We start from the raw sequence: 15,360 nt of genomic DNA, 5'->3' as shown, positions 1-15,360 counted from the left end.
ACAAAATCAATCATTTCGCCAGTTTGTCAGCTTTGCCCGCAGCCGAGCGGCGCACTGGCTATGCAGCTGACTGACCCGCGACTCGCTGACGCCCAGGACCGCACCGATCTCCTTGAGGTTCAGCTCCTCATCATAATACAGCGACAGCAGCAGTCGTTCGCGCTCCGGCAGACCATCGATCGCCTCTACCAGCGCCGCGCGAAACCGCTCGTCCTGCAGACCGCTCAAGGGCTCCTCTCCCCCTTGCACATCAGCCGGTGCCCCGGCCTCCAGCAGGTCGTCGAAACTGAACAGCTTGCTGCCGGCGGTATCGCTCAGAATCGCGTAATACTCCTCCAGGCTCATATCCAGTTCGGCTGCAACCTCGTGATCTTTAGCGTCACGTCCCAATCGCGCCTCGACCGCGCGCATCGCGTCACTGACCATGCGCGTATTACGGTGCACCGAGCGCGGGGCCCAGTCGCCCTTGCGAACCTCATCAAGCATGGCGCCACGAATGCGGATGCCGGCGTAGGTTTCAAAGCTGGCGCCCTTGCCAAAATCGAATTTGCGGGAGGCTTCAAGCAAGCCAATCATGCCGGCTTGCATAAGATCTTCGACCTGGACGCTGGAAGGCAGACGTCCAAGCAGGTGGTAGGCGATACGTTTGACCAGCGGGGCATACTGCTCGACCAGGCGATCCTGCTGCTCAGCCGAGCCTTGTGCGCGTGTATACATGTTCAATCTGCCAGCCTGTGCTGTCATAGACCGGTTCCTGTCGGCTGCACCAGGCGCTCGACAAAGAACTCCAGGTGACCGCGGGGGTTGGCTGGCAACGGCCAGGCATCCACCTTCTGGGCAATGGCCCGAATCGCCAGCGACGCCTTGCTGCGCGGAAACGCCTCGAACACTGCGCGCTGCTTCTGCACCGACTTGCGCACAGCCTCATCAAAGGGAACCGCGCCAACATACTGCAGGGCCACATCCAGAAAACGGTCAGTTACCTTGGTGAGTTTAGCAAACACCATACGCCCTTCCTGCGGCGTGCCCACCATATTGGCCAATACACGGAAACGGGTCATGCCGTGATCGCGGTTGAGCAGCTTGATCAGCGCGTAGGCGTCGGTAATGGAGGTCGGCTCATCGCAGACGACAATCAGCGCTTCCTGCGCGGCGCGGACAAAACTGACCACAGAGTCGCCAATACCGGCGGCGGTGTCCACGACCAGCACATCGATGTTGTCGCCAATTTCACTGAACGCCTGAATCAGACCTGCGTGCTGTTGCGGGCTGAGGCTGACCATGTTGGCGGCACCGGAGGCGGCGGGCACGATGCGAATGCCGCCGGGGCCGGTGACCATGACATCGCGCAGGTCACATTTGCCTTCGAGCACATCGGCCAGCGTCGCCTTGGGTTTGAGACCGAGCAGGACGTCGACGTTGGCCAGGCCAAGGTCAGCGTCCAACAGCACGACGCGCCGCCCCATGTCGGCCAACGCCAGACTGAGGTTGACCGACACGTTGGTCTTGCCGATGCCGCCTTTGCCGCCGGTGACTGCGATAACCTGAACCGGGTGATTGCTGCCCATCTGCGCTTGGTACCTTGTCTGTTTAACTTAACTTAGCCTGCCCGCTGGCCGTGCATCATACCGGCAAACACATCTGCCATGGCCTGATCCGCCGGCGCTTCGTTGCCTGCCATGCTGACCGCACGACTGACCAGCTGATGGCCCACGGCCTTGCTCAAATCGTCCGGAATCCGCTGGCCATCTGCCAGATAGGCTACCGGCAAACCCTGCTCCATAGCCAGCCCCAGTGACTCTCCCAGCGTAGCTGCTTCATCAACCTTGGTCAGGATACAACCAGAGAGGCCGCAGGACTTGTAATTGTGATAGGCCGCTTTCATCACCCGATGCTGACTGGTCGCTGCCAGCACCAGCAGATTGCGCACCTGACGCCCCTGCTGGGCCAGTGCATCCAGCTGCCCACGCAGGTAGGGATCATTCGCCTGCAGGCCTGCGGTGTCGATCAGCACCAGGCGTTTGCCGGCAAAGTCGGCCAACACGTCGCTGAGGTTCTGCTTGTCGTCAACCACCTTGACCGGCACGTTGAGAATCCGCCCCAGGGTGCGTAGCTGTTCGTGCGCGCCAATCCGGTAAGTATCCATGGTCACCAGCGCAACATGCTGGCTGCCGTGCTTGAGCACATAACGGGCGGCCAGCTTGCCAAGGGTCGTCGTCTTGCCGGCACCGGTAGGGCCAACCAGAGCGATCACACCGCCGGCATCAATGGGCTCTTCGCGCAGCACCGGGACGCGATGCGCCAGGTGCGCCAGCAGCATGCGCCAAGCTTGCCGTACGTCACTCACGTCAGAAACCTGACGCAGCAATCCCTGGCAGACATCAGCCGGCAGCCCCATCTGCGTCAAACGACGCCAGAGACCAGCCTGCTTGGGCTTTTGCTGATTCAGTTGGCCCCAGGCCAGGCCACCCAGCTGGGATTCGAGCATCTCGCGCAGCCCCGCCAGCTCGGCGCGCATGGCACTGAGCCCGGCGCTGTCGGCTTCAGCCGCCGGCGCCGGGGTCGCAGCCTGAGCACGGCGCGGTGCCGCCTGCGCGGCGGGAGCCGGTTCGGTCGGCTCCTGAATCAGTCGATCCAGCAGCTCGCGCGCCTCGGCAGAGCCCTGACGGGCGGCGTGGCGGGTGCTGTCACCAAACAGCTGGCGGTTGACCAGCGGCTGATCGTGGGACGCCATCTGGCCGTCCTCCAGCTCAGCGCGGGCCGCAACAATGCGCTCCTGGGTCTTTTTCAGCTCCTGGTCCAGACCGGGCGTCGGCGCGCTCAGGCGCGGCGCCTCGTAATCCAGCGCTGCCGTCAGCTCGACGCCGCCAGCCACCCGACGGTTGGCAATGATGGACGCATCGGCACCCAGCTCATCGCGGACCAGCTTCATCGCCTGACGCATATCGGCGGCAAAGAAACGTTTGACTTTCATGGCTGACCTCGTCGCTTAACGGTCATCTGCCGCAGCAGATGCCTCAATCATTCGGTGCTGCTAGTTCTGGCCAACCGTCGCAATGATGGTGACCTGCTTGCTGTCCGGTATTTCCTGGTAGGACAGTACATGGGCTCCGGGCGCCGCATAGCGGACAAACTTGGCCATCATCATGCGAATCGGCCCGGCCACCAGCAGAATCGCCGGCTTGCCCTGCACCTCCTGCCGTTGTACCGCGTCGGACAGCGAGCGTTGCAGCTTCTCGGCCATGCCCGGCTCCAACAACATTCCGTCATCAGCGCCCTGCCCGGCCTTCTGCAGACTCTGTAGCAACATCTGTTCCAACCTGGGTTCCAGAGTGATCACAGGCAGCTCGGAGTCAAGCCCCACAATGCTTTGCACGATGGAGCGTGACAGCGCGACCCGCACGGCGCCAATCAGCGCGCCGGTATCTTGACTCTTGCCCGAGTTGTTGGCGATGGCCTCGGCGATGGTGCGGATATCCCGCACCGGCACCTGCTCCTGCAGCAGCCCCTGCAGCACCTTGAGCAGGTTGGAGACCGAAATAAGGCCCGGCACCAGCTCCTCGGCCAGCTTGGGCGAGGCCTTGGCCAGCACCTGCATCAACTGCTGCACCTCTTCATGGCCAATAAGCTCATGCGCGTGCTTGTGCAGAATCTGGTTGATGTGGGTCGCCACCACGGTACTGGCGTCTACCACGGTGTACCCCAGCGACTGGGCCTGGTCCTTCTGCGATGCCTCGATCCACACCGCGTCCAGGCCAAAGGCCGGGTCCTTGCCGGCAATACCCTTGATATCGCCAAACACCTGACCGGGGTTGATCGCCAGTTCGCGGTCCGGGTAGATCTCTGCCTCGGCCACGCTGACACCCATCAGCGTCAAGCGATAGGCGTTGGGCGCCAGATCCAGGTTGTCGCGGATATGTACCGACGGCATCAGAAAGCCCAGGTCCTGCGACAGTTTTTTGCGCACGCCCTTGATACGCGCCAGCAGCTGCCCACCCTGATTACGATCCACCAGCGGGATCAGACGGTAGCCCACCTCCAGCCCGACCATATCCACCGGGGTAACGTCGTCCCAGCCCAGCTCGCGGGTTTCCGGCGCCTGCACGGCTGGCAGTTGTGCCTGTTTGCGCTCGGCTTCGACCTCTTCTTCGGCCTTTTCCTTCTGGCGCTTTGCGATAAACCAGGCGCCACCGGCAGCGATAGCACCCAGGCTCAGGAACGAAAAGTGCGGCATGCCGGGGATCAGGCCCATGACGATCAGAATCGCCGCAGCAACTGCCAACGCCTTGGGTGAGGCGAACATCTGACGCTGAACCTGCGCGCCCATGTCCTCGGAAGTGGAAACACGGGTCACCATGATGGCCGCCGCAGTCGACAGCAGCAGCGACGGAATCTGCGCCACCAAGCCGTCACCGATGGTCAGCAGCACATAGATGCGGCCTGCTTCGGCAAACGGCAGGCCATGCTGCGCCATACCAATAGCCAGACCGCCAAGCACGTTGATAAACAGAATCAGCAGACCGGCAATGGCATCGCCGCGGACGAATTTGCTGGCACCGTCCATGGAGCCGTAGAACTCGGCTTCCTGCGCCACTTCCCGGCGACGGGTCTTGGCCTGCTCCTGATCGATCAGGCCGGAGTTCAAATCGGCATCAATGGCCATCTGTTTGCCGGGCATGGCATCCAGGGTGAAGCGCGCGCTAACCTCGGAAATCCGCCCCGCGCCCTTGGTGACCACCACAAAGTTAATGATCATCAGGATGGCGAACACCACCAGACCGACAACATAGTTACCGCCGATCACCACCTCACCAAAGGCCTGAATTACCTTACCGGCCGCGTCGCCACCCTCGTGCCCGTACAGCAGCACCACGCGGGTAGAGGCCACGTTCAGCGCCAGACGCAGCAGCGTGGAGATCAGCAGAATGGTCGGGAATACCGCAAAATCCAGCGGCCGTAGTGCGTAGGCGCAAACCAGCAGCACCACCAGCGACAGCGCGATATTGAAGGTAAAGAACACGTCCAGCAAAAATGGCGGGATCGGCAGCATCATCATGCCGAGCATCACCAGCAGCAGCACCGGAATCCCCAGGCTGCCGTGACGCAGCCCGGCCAGATTGGTCCGCATGTTGCCCATCAGTTGCGCACGATCAACAGCCATTGGCAGAAGTGTCCCCGAATCAAATATTTGACGCTATTCACATACTTGTCGGGGACTACGCAAAAAGCGTTCCAGCTCTTCGGCAACCTGTCGCCATTCGATGGAACCCCATCGACAAAACGACTGTCTATTTGCCATCATGCATGGGCTGCGCGGGCTTTCTGATAGACTGACCACCGCTGCAATGGCAAAGGATGGCCACAGGCGCACAACGCCTGTTCTTCAGCCTTTGCCCGGCAGCGCCGTCTCGACAGAGGCCGCTCGCCACCTCACCAGAGAGAGATGATGCGGATCCACACTACCGTGCTGTTGGTGCTCGCCATAGCGCTTGGCGGCTGTCAAACGCTGTCCGACCGGAACAACGTTCTGAGTCGCTCGGGTGAAGCCATCAAAACGCAGGCTCAGAAACTGGCAGACCTGGCAGCCAACATGACTGGCGACCCGCAGGCTGAAGCACGGCATGCTGAAGTCGAAGCGCTATTCGACCAGGCCTACATTGACCCGCTGACCCGCTACCTGAACAACCATACCGACGACCCCGACTACCGCGACTACCTGCCTGTGGTGCGCGCAGAAAGAGACAGTCGCTGCCGCGCTATCGCCTATCGCTACAACAGCCAGCCGGCCACCCGCGACTCGCTGCAGCGCCTTGAGGCGGGCTACGCGTTTTCCTGTCCTGAGGTGGTCAATGAGTTTGCCAAGCGCGTGCCAGCAAGCGCCGCATCCGACGAGCATACAGCTGCCGCAGGATCGCCTGCCGCAAGGTCGCCCGGCGCAAGCAACACCGGCAACACAGCGCAGACCGGCAGCTCCGCCCAGGCGCAGGAGTGCTATCTGCTGTTCGCGATCAGAAACTACCAGCAGGCCGAATCGATCTGCCGCACCGCAGCCAACGCGGGTGACGCCAAAGCCCGACATCACCTGGCCGCCATCAGCAACAGCAACGGCAATCAGACCGAGGCGCTGCGCTGGGCTCGCCTGGCAGCCGATCAGGGGCAGGCCAATGGTCAACTGCTACTCGCCGAGCTGCTCAAACCGCAAGCCCCCGAGGAAGCCTTTGGCTGGCTACAGAAAGCCGCCGCCCAGCAGCTGCCCGAGGCCCACTACCAACTGGCGCAGGCCTATCAGCAAGGCCAGGGCACCGCGGCCGACCCGGGACGCGCCGAAAGCCAGCTGCGCCAGGCTGCCGCGGCCGGCTACCTGCCAGCCATGCTTGCCCTTGGTATCGACAAGAACGGCACAGCCGCTGGACGATACTGGCTGGAGCAGGCCGCCGAGCGCGGCTCCGCCGAAGCGCAATACCGCCTGGGGCTGGACTACCTGCGCGGCACAGGTGGCCCGGAAGACCCGCAAACCGCCTACGTCTGGCTGAGCCTGTCACTGGTCAATGGTGAACAGCGCGGCAAGCGCTATCTTGAACAACTCTCGGGGCAGCTGGACAGCACGCAGCTGGCCGCCGCTCGCAACCAGATACAACGCCGCCTCAATAGCCGCTGAACACCGGAGCCAAGGGAATGCTGCCAGTCAAACGCGCGATCATGATCCTGCTCAGCCTGATGGTCGCGCTGGTACTGGTAGTCAGCTGGCTGATGGCAAGCGCGAATCTGGAGTTCGCCGAAAAAGCCATGGCGCAGCTGCGCCAGCGCCAGATTGCCGACACCTTCTATGCCAACCTCGACCGCATCAACGCCCACCACCGCCTGATGGCGCAAAGCACCGCAGGCCTGGCCCGCGCCGGCGCCCTGATGCCGCGCCTGGGCGAGGAGCTGGACGACAGCCTGCGCCGAGCCCTGCAAGACTTCCCCGACACCCACGGCAGCACCCTCTGGTACGCCGATGGTGCCCTGCCCGCTCGCTACGCCTACCGACAGGGCCAGCGCCTTGCCGTGACCGACGTCCCGGGCGCAGAACAAGTACAGCTGCGTGCGTGGTTCCAGCGCCTGCGAGCCGCCAACAAGGCGACTGACAGCGACCCGAGCCAGAGCTGGACCGCGGCCTACTACAAGGACAGCATCAGCAGCGTCGTGATCAGCCACGCCGCTTTAATCACCAACAGCGCAGGTATGCCGATCGGCCTGGCCGTCACCGACTGGCTGGCCGACGACATCATTCGCACCATCAGCCGGGTCGAAGTCACGCCCGGTACCTTTGCGTTCCTGCTGGACCACGCCAACCGCAACCTGTCCAGCCTGTCCGCCGCAACCGATCAGGCGCAGGCACAACCCTTGATCAACGCCGTGATTGATCTCCAGCTGGGCAACCAGCTGGAGCCTCAAGCGCTGCCTCAGGTGGTCAACGCGCGTCAGCTGACGGCACCGCTGCAGCAGCTGCAGCAGACCCTGGCCGGCGACGATTACCGACTCTTCTTTGCCCGCAGCCAGGCCGGCATGATCTTCGGCATTGGCGTACCGCAGGCCGAGATAGACGCCGTGCTGGCGCCCATGCGCGAAAGCAACCTGCGCATTCAGCTGATCGCCGGCATCATCATGCTGCTGATTTCAGCGCTGGTGCTGTACCTGGTGGCCGGCACCCTGCGCCAGTTGCAGACCCTGTACACCGACAGCCTGACCGGCCTGCCCAACCGCGAGCGTCTGCTGGCCGACCTGAAGAAAAGCCACACCGCCAGCCTCATCCTGCTGAATATCGACTCGTTCAAGGAAATTAACGACTTTTACGGCCACAACTGCGGCGATCACGTAATCATCAGCCTGGCCCACGCACTGCAGGAGAAGCTGGACACCAACCCCGACTGGCGCGGCGCCCGGTTGTACCGCATGCCCGCCGACGAACTGGCCATCTGGCTGCCCGGGCACCATAACGCCGAGCAGCTGACGCCCGCCCTGGAACAGCTGCTGGTGTTTATCGGCGAGCTGCAGGTGCGCTGGGAAGACCAGCCCCTGACCCTCAACGCCAGCCTGGGCGTGGCCTGCAGCCAGCAGGGCAACGCCGCCGACCTGAGCGGCGAGCAATTGCTGCACGGCGCCAACATCGCCCTGGAACTGGCGCGTCTGAATCTGGAAAGTTTTGTGTTCTACGATGCCAGCCAGCGCGTGCGTGAAAGCTACGAGCAGAACCTGATCGGCGCCAACCGCTTGCGCGCCGCGCTGGAGAGTGGCCGTATCGTTGCCTTCTACCAACCCATTCTCAATCTGACCAGCGGCCAGATCGACAAGTACGAGTGCCTGGTTCGCATGCTCGACGAGCAGGGCGAACCCATCAGCCCGATTCACTTTCTGGACCTGGCCAAGAAGATTCGTCTTTACCGCACCCTCACCCGCCGCATGGTTGATCTGGCGCTGGAGCGCTTCGAGGGACAGCCGTGGAGCTTTTCGCTCAACCTCTCCTGCGAGGACCTGCTGGACCCGGAGCTGACCGACCATATCCTCGACTCCATCGCCACCCGCAACATGGGCAAGCAGGTCATCTTCGAGATTCTGGAATCGGAAGGTATCGAGAACTACAGCGCGGTACGGCAGTTCATTGACCGCGCCAAGGCGCAGGGTTGCCGGATCGCCATTGATGATTTTGGCACCGGCTACTCGAACTTTGAGCACCTGCTGCGCCTGGACGTGGACCTGATCAAGATCGACGGCAGTCTGATCCGCCAACTCGACAGCAACCCCACCGCACTGACCCTGTGCCGCGGCATTGTGCAGTTTGCGCAGGAGTTGAGCATGCAGACCGTGGCCGAGTTCGTACACAACCCGGCTGTGCTGAATCAGGCACGCGCTCTGGGCATCCAGCACGCCCAGGGCGCCGCCATCGGCATGCCTTCGGCCAGCCTGATCACCGAGATCCGGGTGCTTGACGCCGACAAGCCGAGTGCCAGCAGCTAGCGGTAAATGATATCTGCGCGCATCGGCGCCAGACGCTGCAGCAGGCGATTCTGCACTATCACCGGCAACTGCTCTGCCTCCATCGCCGCAATCAGGTCTTCAACCAGCGCATTGAAGTCCGCTTCGGTGAGCTCAAATCCGGCATGCACGTCAGCCATGCTGTCGCCGGAATACACACAAGGGCCTCCCGCCTCGACACAGAACTGCTCCTGCAGCTTTTCCTGCAATCGCGCTATGTCGGTGTCAGCGAAGTGATGAACAATACGCTCGTCATCCGCGATCTGGTACAACAGTCCTTCCACCACGCGATTGATGCCAGCCTGGCCTCCCATCGCCTGGTACAGGCTGTCGTTCTCCGGCGCCGGGCTGATAGCACACCCGACGAGGCCGAACAGAACAAGCGCAACACCGGCCGTCGCACGTAATTGTCTACGCATGGGAACCTCAGTAACTCAGCTGCATGGAAAGGAAGAGGCCTCGCTGGTCCTCCAGCGTGGCAATCTCGCCCAACTCAGCCCAGGCAGCAGCCAGAGCCAGACGCTTGCTCGGGAAATAACCGACAAACACATCCTGCCAATCGCTCTCGCCAGCAAACGACAGGTTGTCCGGCTTCTCCCGATACTCAACCCCCACCACCCAGCGAGGGTTGAGCAGCAGTGCCACACTCCCCTCCTTGAGCAAGGTCCGACTGTCACGCCGGTCACCACCAAAACCCAATAGCCCGGTTTCATTGGCCCGCGAATAGCGCAGTGTGCCGTTCACTAGCAGGTTATAGCCGCCCACCGCGCCGAGGAACAGGCGGGAGCCGGCGAGATAATAATCAGTATCCGAATCCCGACGGGCACCGACCAGCGACGGGATCAGAAAGTTAGTCTGACGCTTGTACTGCGCACCCAGCGCGACCTGCGGCAAGCGGTCGTACACCAGGTCCCCGAACAACCGCAGCTTCACGCCAAAGATATCCTGATTGAGACTCTTATGCGGCAGGCCTGCCGCCTTGGTCAACGCATCCATATCCAGTCGCTGCCGCGCCACCGAGAGTTCCACCCGGTTGTTGAATGCCAGCGAAGCACCGAAGGCGTCGAGCCGATAGTCCCCCGTGTCGACGCGAGTAGCAAACGCATCACCGCCCCACTCGCCCCGAGCACCGTAGCCGGACAGTACCGCCCACGGCACGATGCCGCCGCCGGCTGAGCCTTCGATGTTGGTCACCCCTCCGGTCGCCAGCAGGCGGCCACCGGTATCAGCGCAGACCGTGCCCGCCAGGCACAGCAAGCCGATTCCACACAAAACAGTTTTTTTCATGGCAGCCCATCTAAACAAACGTTCCGCGCGTCTCATCCATCCAGCGCTCCAGATCAGCGGCAGACAGCGGACGGCTTATGAAGTAACCCTGAACCACATCGCAATGACGTGCCTTGAGCCAGGCGAGCGAACCGGCATTTTCAATTCCCTCAGCGATGACCTTCAGCCCCATGTTGTGGGCAAGCTCGATGGTCGATTTCACGATCACCGCATCATCGCTGTTTTCGGCCAGCTGCAGGACAAAGGACTTGTCGATTTTCAAATCCTGGACCGGCAAGCTCTTGAGCGTCGCTAGCGACGAATAGCCGGTTCCGTAATCATCCACCGCCAGAGTAATCCCCAGATCGCGTAATGCCAGCAGACTGTCAATGCTGGCCTGCGGGTCGCGCATGACCGCACTTTCGGTCACTTCCAAAGAGAGATAATCCGGACTGATCTGCTGGGCACGCAGCATCCGTTCGACGCGCCGTGGGAACTCGGGATCATCAAGGTCGCGCGCTGACAGGTTCATGGCGACTTGCAAGTGAATGCCGCGGTCAATCCAGTCACGTAGCTGCGACAGCACTGCCGCGATCATCCACTCGGTGAGCATAGTGATGCTGCCGGTCTGCTCGGCAAGCGGAATAAACTCGTCAGGCCGGATCATGCCAAGCTCACTGTGCTGCCAGCGCATCAGTGCCTCAACCTGCCGTACCTCGCCGGAGGCCAGATCAAGTTTGGGTTGGAATACCGCGCTCAGCTCATGGTGTTGCGGAGCGTAGCGCAGATCCCGTGCCAAACGAATACGCCGCTGATAGGCCTGATCACTCTGCGTCTGATAAACAGCGATACGCTCTGCACCGGGTGCAGCATCGTTCAGCGCGATACTTGCTTGCCGCAGCAGCTCCTGCGGATCACGTCCGTGCAGCGGCCAGGCCACCAGCCCCGCCAGCCACTGCGAGCTGAGCTTGATGTCCTGCACCTGCATTTTCTCCCCGAGCCGAGCCAGTACGCCGTCCATGATGACCACCGCCTCTTCCAGCTCGCGCCCCTTAAGCAGCAACAAGAAGCCGCTGCCCGGTTGCCAGGCCAGCAGCACATTGGCAGGCAGAAAGCCCTCAAGGCTGGCCACCGACTGCCGTATCAAGGTATCCATGAAGTCTTGCCCGCGGGCCTTCAGCAGCAGGTCAGCAGTCAGCAGGTTGCACTGCGCCAGCACCCCGCCCTGCCCACCGGCAATCGCGCTTCTGAGCTGCTCCCGGACAACCCCAACGTTCGGCAATCCGGTCAGCGGATCGTGTAAAGCGTTATGCACAATCAGGTCTTCACGCTCGGCGATGCCGACCCGCATGGCATCAATCCGCTCTGCCAGCAACCCCAGCTCATCATTGCGATCAAGTCGGACCTGACCGGTGTAGTCACCGCGACCGATGCGGGTCGCCGCTTCAGCCAACTGCGCAACCGGCCGGGCAAGGCTACCCGACAGGCGTACCGCCAGCAGCGAGGACGCGAGCAACGCTACCAGGGTAATGATCAATAGCTCCCGCTTGAGCAGGTCGAAGCTCGCCAAGGTATCGCTGAGTGGGCTGGCCAACTGGGCCTCAACCCGATACTCGGATTGTTCGAGCAGCGTGAAGACGGTGGTCAGGTACCCTTCGGTTTCCATCACTTCCCCGCCGTCAGCAGCGCGCATTTCAAGCGTGGTATCAGTCAGCGTTGAGAAGCTGGTCATGACGTTACCTGCCTGGCTGCTGACAAACCGGATTTCCAGCCCGGTGAGCTTCTGCAGTTCGCGCGCGAGCTCTTCATCCAGGCTGAAGGCCATCGCAACCTGACCGAGCACTACCGGCGCCTTTACCACCGCCTCGACCAGTAGATAGGGCTGATCGTCAATAATCGCAATCATGGCCTGGTCGGACAGTCGCTGCAGCGCCTGCACATCGCCAGGAACGGAATCGCCCTTCCTGACCGAGGAGATACGCATCACTCCCTGGACGTCAAACAGCATCGCCTGGTCAGCACCAATACGTCTGACTTGGTTGAGCAACGCTGAACGAATCGTCGGCTGATCGCCGGTGGCCACCGCCTGGCGAAAACCAAAATCGGCGACCAATATCTCGGTCGCAGCCACCAATTCATGCGCACGCGCCTCAAGCAGATTGCTGAATACATTGCTCCCCACCTGCAACTGCTTCTGTGCCTGTCGGTTGGCAGACAGGTCCGTTGCGGTATAAACCACCAGAAACACCGCGCCGAGGACCAGCGCAAGCAGACCTACTGACGTCAGAATCAGCCGCGTCCTCAGGTATCCCAAGCGCATAGGCTACTGCACCGACTTGAAGCGCTGTTGCAGCGGCGACAGGGGTTGCGCGGGCTCTTCCGGAACAGGCGTGAGCGGCAAACTCAAAACCAACCCGTCCTGCCCCAGGTCCAGCTCTCCTAGCGAGGCCGGCGCCTGTTCGAAGCGACTGGGATGCCACCAGGAGACCGGCCAGGTGCCTGCAGGCAAGTCGGGCAGGGAAACACGGCCCAACGCATCGCTTACTGCAAAGCGAGGGCTGCCGGTAACCAGAATGTAGCCGACCATCGCATCATGAATATTGCAGCCCAACACGACTACGCCCGCCTGCTCAAAGGTCACCGGAGGCGCATCCATACCCTTGAACAGACGCAATTCAAATGACTTTGCCTCGGAGAACGAGTAGACGTGATGACGCACATCATCGCTGTTGGGAAAATCCACCCGTGCTCCGACCGGCACGACCAGTACATGCGGCCTAAACTGACGATCAACCTGATCCATCACATAGCTGTCGTCCGGCGCGGGCGGCACCCCGTCAATCAACAGCACAGCATTGGCCAGCGGTGCGCCTGTCTCATCAGTCAGCCTGATTTGCGCCGCAAGGCTCGATTCCAGCAACAGCGCCTGTGCCAACAGCAGCAGACCAAAACGCAGCCAGAAACGGCTTACGCTTCCCGCATCCCTAATCTTCCGCACAATACTATCCCCTTAACGAAACGAAGCCCGTTCGACGCGTCTCCGCCTACTGCCGTTACGGCCCGCCCTTCACGACGATAAGCGTGCTGCGGTGTTACCCGATGCCAAAGGAGGCTAGCATAGCCGGATTGCACACCGATATGCAGGAACCAAGATGCCCGGCTCAAATTTTTCTCTCTCCGTACTGGACCTCTGTTCCATTGCCGAAGGCGCCACCGCCGCCACAGCGCTGCACAACGCACTGGAGCTGGCGCAGCACACGGAAGCGCTGGGTTACCGCCGCTTCTGGGTTGCCGAGCACCACAACATGACGGGCATTGCCAGCGCCGCCACCTCGGTGGTCATGGGCTATCTGGCCGCCGGCACCGAGCGCATCCGCATTGGCTCGGGCGGCATCATGCTGCCCAACCACGCACCACTGCAGATTGCCGAGCAGTTTGGCACTCTGGAATCGCTCTACCCGGGGCGCATTGACCTCGGTCTGGGCCGCGCACCGGGCACCGACGGCATGACCGCCCAGGCATTGCGCCGCGGCCGCACGGACGGCGAAGATTTTCCACAGATGCTGGATGAACTGCGTCAGCTGTTTGCACCAGCCAAACCCGGCCAGCGACTGCGCGCCGTTCCGGGCGCCGGCTTGAATGTGCCCATCTGGCTGCTCGGCTCCAGCACCTTCAGCGCGCAATTGGCCGGCCGATTGGGTCTGCCCTTTGCCTTCGCCGGTCAGTTCTCGCCCGACTACCTGTTCAGCGCCTTGCGCCTGTATCGCGAAAGCTTTACCCCGAGCGAGCAACTGCCCACGCCCTACGCCATGCTGGGCATGAACGCCTACCTCGCCGACGATCGCGAACAGGCCCATTACCTGGCCAGCTCCCACCAACAGGCTTTTCTCAACCTGATCCGGGGTACGCCGGGGCAGTTGCCGCCGCCGACCCATGACATGGAGTCGCTGTGGCAACCGCATGAACGTCATCAGGTCATGTCGACACTGTCCGGCAGTCTAATTGGTGATGTTGATGCGGTTGGCGCTCAGTTAGCCGAACTGCTGGAACGTACCGGCGTCAACGAGCTGATCGTCAACAGCCCTATTTTTGACCAGAGCGCGCGCCAGCACAGCTACGCCTTGCTCAAGCGGGTTACCGAGGCGCTCTAGAAAGCACCCTATTGCGCAGCCGATGCGACAAGGCATAAGCGTATCTGCCCCTTCCCTGTCGCAGGCGACTCTGGTAAAAAGAGCGCCTGCGCGGGTGTAGTTCAATGGTAGAACGGCAGCTTCCCAAGCTGCATACGAGGGTTCGATTCCCTTCACCCGCTCCACGCAGCCCTGCTTCCCTTACTTAAAATCTCCAGTTTTCAATAACTTGCTGCCAAGCGAGAAACCTTTGCGCGCGCGAACCGCTCTACTTCGCACTTCCCTTACTAACAAAACACATATAACCCGTTGTAATCATTAGAATTTTTTGATGATTTCATGGCATTCTGCGGCAACATCCGTCACAATGCCCCAATCGTTTATCAATGAGTGGGAGAGCAGCGCCATGCAAGGTCATCCGGACGTCGTCAATTGCCTGATCGAGCTGTTGCGCGGAGAGCTGGGTGCGCGTGATCAGTACTTCCTGCACTCGCGCCTGTACGAAGATATGGGTTACGCCAAGCTGTACGAGCGCATCAACCACGAAATGGAAGAAGAAACCCAGCACGCCGATGCCATCCTCAAGCGCATCCTGTTCCTGGAAGGCAAACCGGACATGCGGCCGTCGGTGATCACCCCCGGCTTTACCGTGCAGGAAATGCTGGAATCAGACCTCAAGCTGGAATATGAAGTACGCGAGAACCTGGCCAAGGCCATCGCTCTGTGCGAACGCTGCGCTGATTACCAGACCCGCGAAATTCTCGAGCTTCAGTTGCAGGATACCGAAGAAGACCATGCCTACTGGCTGGAACAGCAGCTGCGCCTGATCAAGATGGTTGGCGAGAAGAACTACCTGCAATCGCAGATGTAACCCCTTCCCTCAATCCAGAAGCCCCGTCGCCACGGGGCTTTTTTGTATCTGCCCCCGCCCCTCCCACCCGAACCTCGT

General features: G+C 61.5%; 12 protein-coding genes and 1 tRNA gene. 5 read left to right on the top strand and 8 right to left on the bottom strand.

Going from position 1 to position 15,360, the window contains the following annotated elements; translation table 11 throughout:
• Positions 1-6: 6 nt before the first annotated feature.
• The 4 genes from ASB58_RS03860 to flhA are packed head-to-tail and all read right to left on the bottom strand — an operon-like array spanning position 7 to position 5,161.
• On the bottom strand, positions 7-744 hold the full coding sequence (locus ASB58_RS03860; RefSeq protein ID WP_096003654.1) for an RNA polymerase sigma factor FliA: 738 nt from the start codon (positions 742-744) through the stop codon (positions 7-9).
• Positions 741-1,568 (bottom strand): flagellar synthesis regulator FleN, encoded by an 828-nt coding sequence (gene fleN, locus ASB58_RS03855; RefSeq protein ID WP_096003653.1) that lies wholly within the window; start codon positions 1,566-1,568, stop codon positions 741-743. The genes ASB58_RS03860 and fleN overlap by 4 nt, the downstream gene beginning before the upstream one ends.
• 32 nt (positions 1,569-1,600) lie before the next feature.
• On the bottom strand, positions 1,601-2,974 hold the full coding sequence (gene flhF, locus ASB58_RS03850) for a flagellar biosynthesis GTPase FlhF (protein WP_096003652.1): 1,374 nt from the start codon (positions 2,972-2,974) through the stop codon (positions 1,601-1,603).
• A 60-nt stretch (positions 2,975-3,034) separates the two neighbouring features.
• Positions 3,035-5,161, bottom strand: coding sequence for a flagellar biosynthesis protein FlhA (flhA, locus tag ASB58_RS03845; RefSeq protein ID WP_118129394.1), 2,127 nt, complete (start codon positions 5,159-5,161; stop codon positions 3,035-3,037).
• A gap of 282 nt (positions 5,162-5,443) precedes the next feature.
• Here flhA and ASB58_RS03840 point away from each other — a divergent pair, with 282 nt between their 5' ends.
• Together ASB58_RS03840 and ASB58_RS03835 are read left to right on the top strand one after the other, a co-directional pair.
• Positions 5,444-6,658 (top strand): tetratricopeptide repeat protein, encoded by a 1,215-nt coding sequence (locus ASB58_RS03840; RefSeq protein ID WP_118129393.1) that lies wholly within the window; start codon positions 5,444-5,446, stop codon positions 6,656-6,658.
• A gap of 17 nt (positions 6,659-6,675) precedes the next feature.
• A complete protein-coding gene (locus ASB58_RS03835; RefSeq protein WP_118129392.1) occupies positions 6,676-8,997 on the top strand; it encodes an EAL domain-containing protein in 2,322 nt (773 codons plus the stop codon).
• On the opposite strand, the gene ASB58_RS03830 is transcribed toward ASB58_RS03835, so the two are convergent.
• Genes ASB58_RS03830 through ASB58_RS03815 form a run of 4 tightly spaced genes read right to left on the bottom strand, consistent with a single transcriptional unit; the run spans position 8,994 to position 13,279 of the window.
• Positions 8,994-9,434 carry a group I truncated hemoglobin gene (locus tag ASB58_RS03830; RefSeq protein ID WP_118129391.1) on the bottom strand — a complete coding sequence of 147 codons (441 nt, stop codon included), beginning with the start codon at positions 9,432-9,434 and terminating at the stop codon, positions 8,994-8,996. The genes ASB58_RS03835 and ASB58_RS03830 overlap by 4 nt on opposite strands.
• Positions 9,435-9,441: 7 nt before the next feature.
• Positions 9,442-10,302 carry a DUF3034 family protein gene (locus tag ASB58_RS03825; RefSeq protein WP_118129390.1) on the bottom strand — a complete coding sequence of 287 codons (861 nt, stop codon included), beginning with the start codon at positions 10,300-10,302 and terminating at the stop codon, positions 9,442-9,444.
• A 10-nt stretch (positions 10,303-10,312) separates the two neighbouring features.
• Positions 10,313-12,601 carry a putative bifunctional diguanylate cyclase/phosphodiesterase gene (locus tag ASB58_RS03820; RefSeq protein ID WP_118129389.1) on the bottom strand — a complete coding sequence of 763 codons (2,289 nt, stop codon included), beginning with the start codon at positions 12,599-12,601 and terminating at the stop codon, positions 10,313-10,315.
• Between the two features lie 3 nt (positions 12,602-12,604).
• Positions 12,605-13,279, bottom strand: coding sequence for a methylamine utilization protein (locus tag ASB58_RS03815; RefSeq protein ID WP_118129388.1), 675 nt, complete (start codon positions 13,277-13,279; stop codon positions 12,605-12,607).
• A 154-nt stretch (positions 13,280-13,433) separates the two neighbouring features.
• Between ASB58_RS03815 and ASB58_RS03810 the strand changes: the two genes are divergently transcribed.
• From ASB58_RS03810 to bfr, 3 genes are all read left to right on the top strand, one after another.
• Positions 13,434-14,432: an LLM class flavin-dependent oxidoreductase gene (locus ASB58_RS03810; RefSeq protein WP_118129387.1), complete on the top strand. Its 999-nt coding sequence runs from the start codon at positions 13,434-13,436 to the stop codon at positions 14,430-14,432.
• A gap of 90 nt (positions 14,433-14,522) precedes the next feature.
• Positions 14,523-14,596 (top strand) — tRNA-Gly (locus ASB58_RS03805).
• A gap of 221 nt (positions 14,597-14,817) precedes the next feature.
• Positions 14,818-15,282 (top strand): bacterioferritin, encoded by a 465-nt coding sequence (bfr, locus tag ASB58_RS03800; protein WP_083726964.1) that lies wholly within the window; start codon positions 14,818-14,820, stop codon positions 15,280-15,282.
• Positions 15,283-15,360: the final 78 nt, after the last annotated feature.

The organism is Pseudomonas abyssi (genome assembly GCF_003444685.1).
Classification (GTDB): domain Bacteria; phylum Pseudomonadota; class Gammaproteobacteria; order Pseudomonadales; family Pseudomonadaceae; genus Halopseudomonas; species Halopseudomonas abyssi.
The sequence above is the reverse complement of the archived record's forward strand: the minus strand, read 5'-3'. Positions and strand labels throughout refer to the sequence as shown.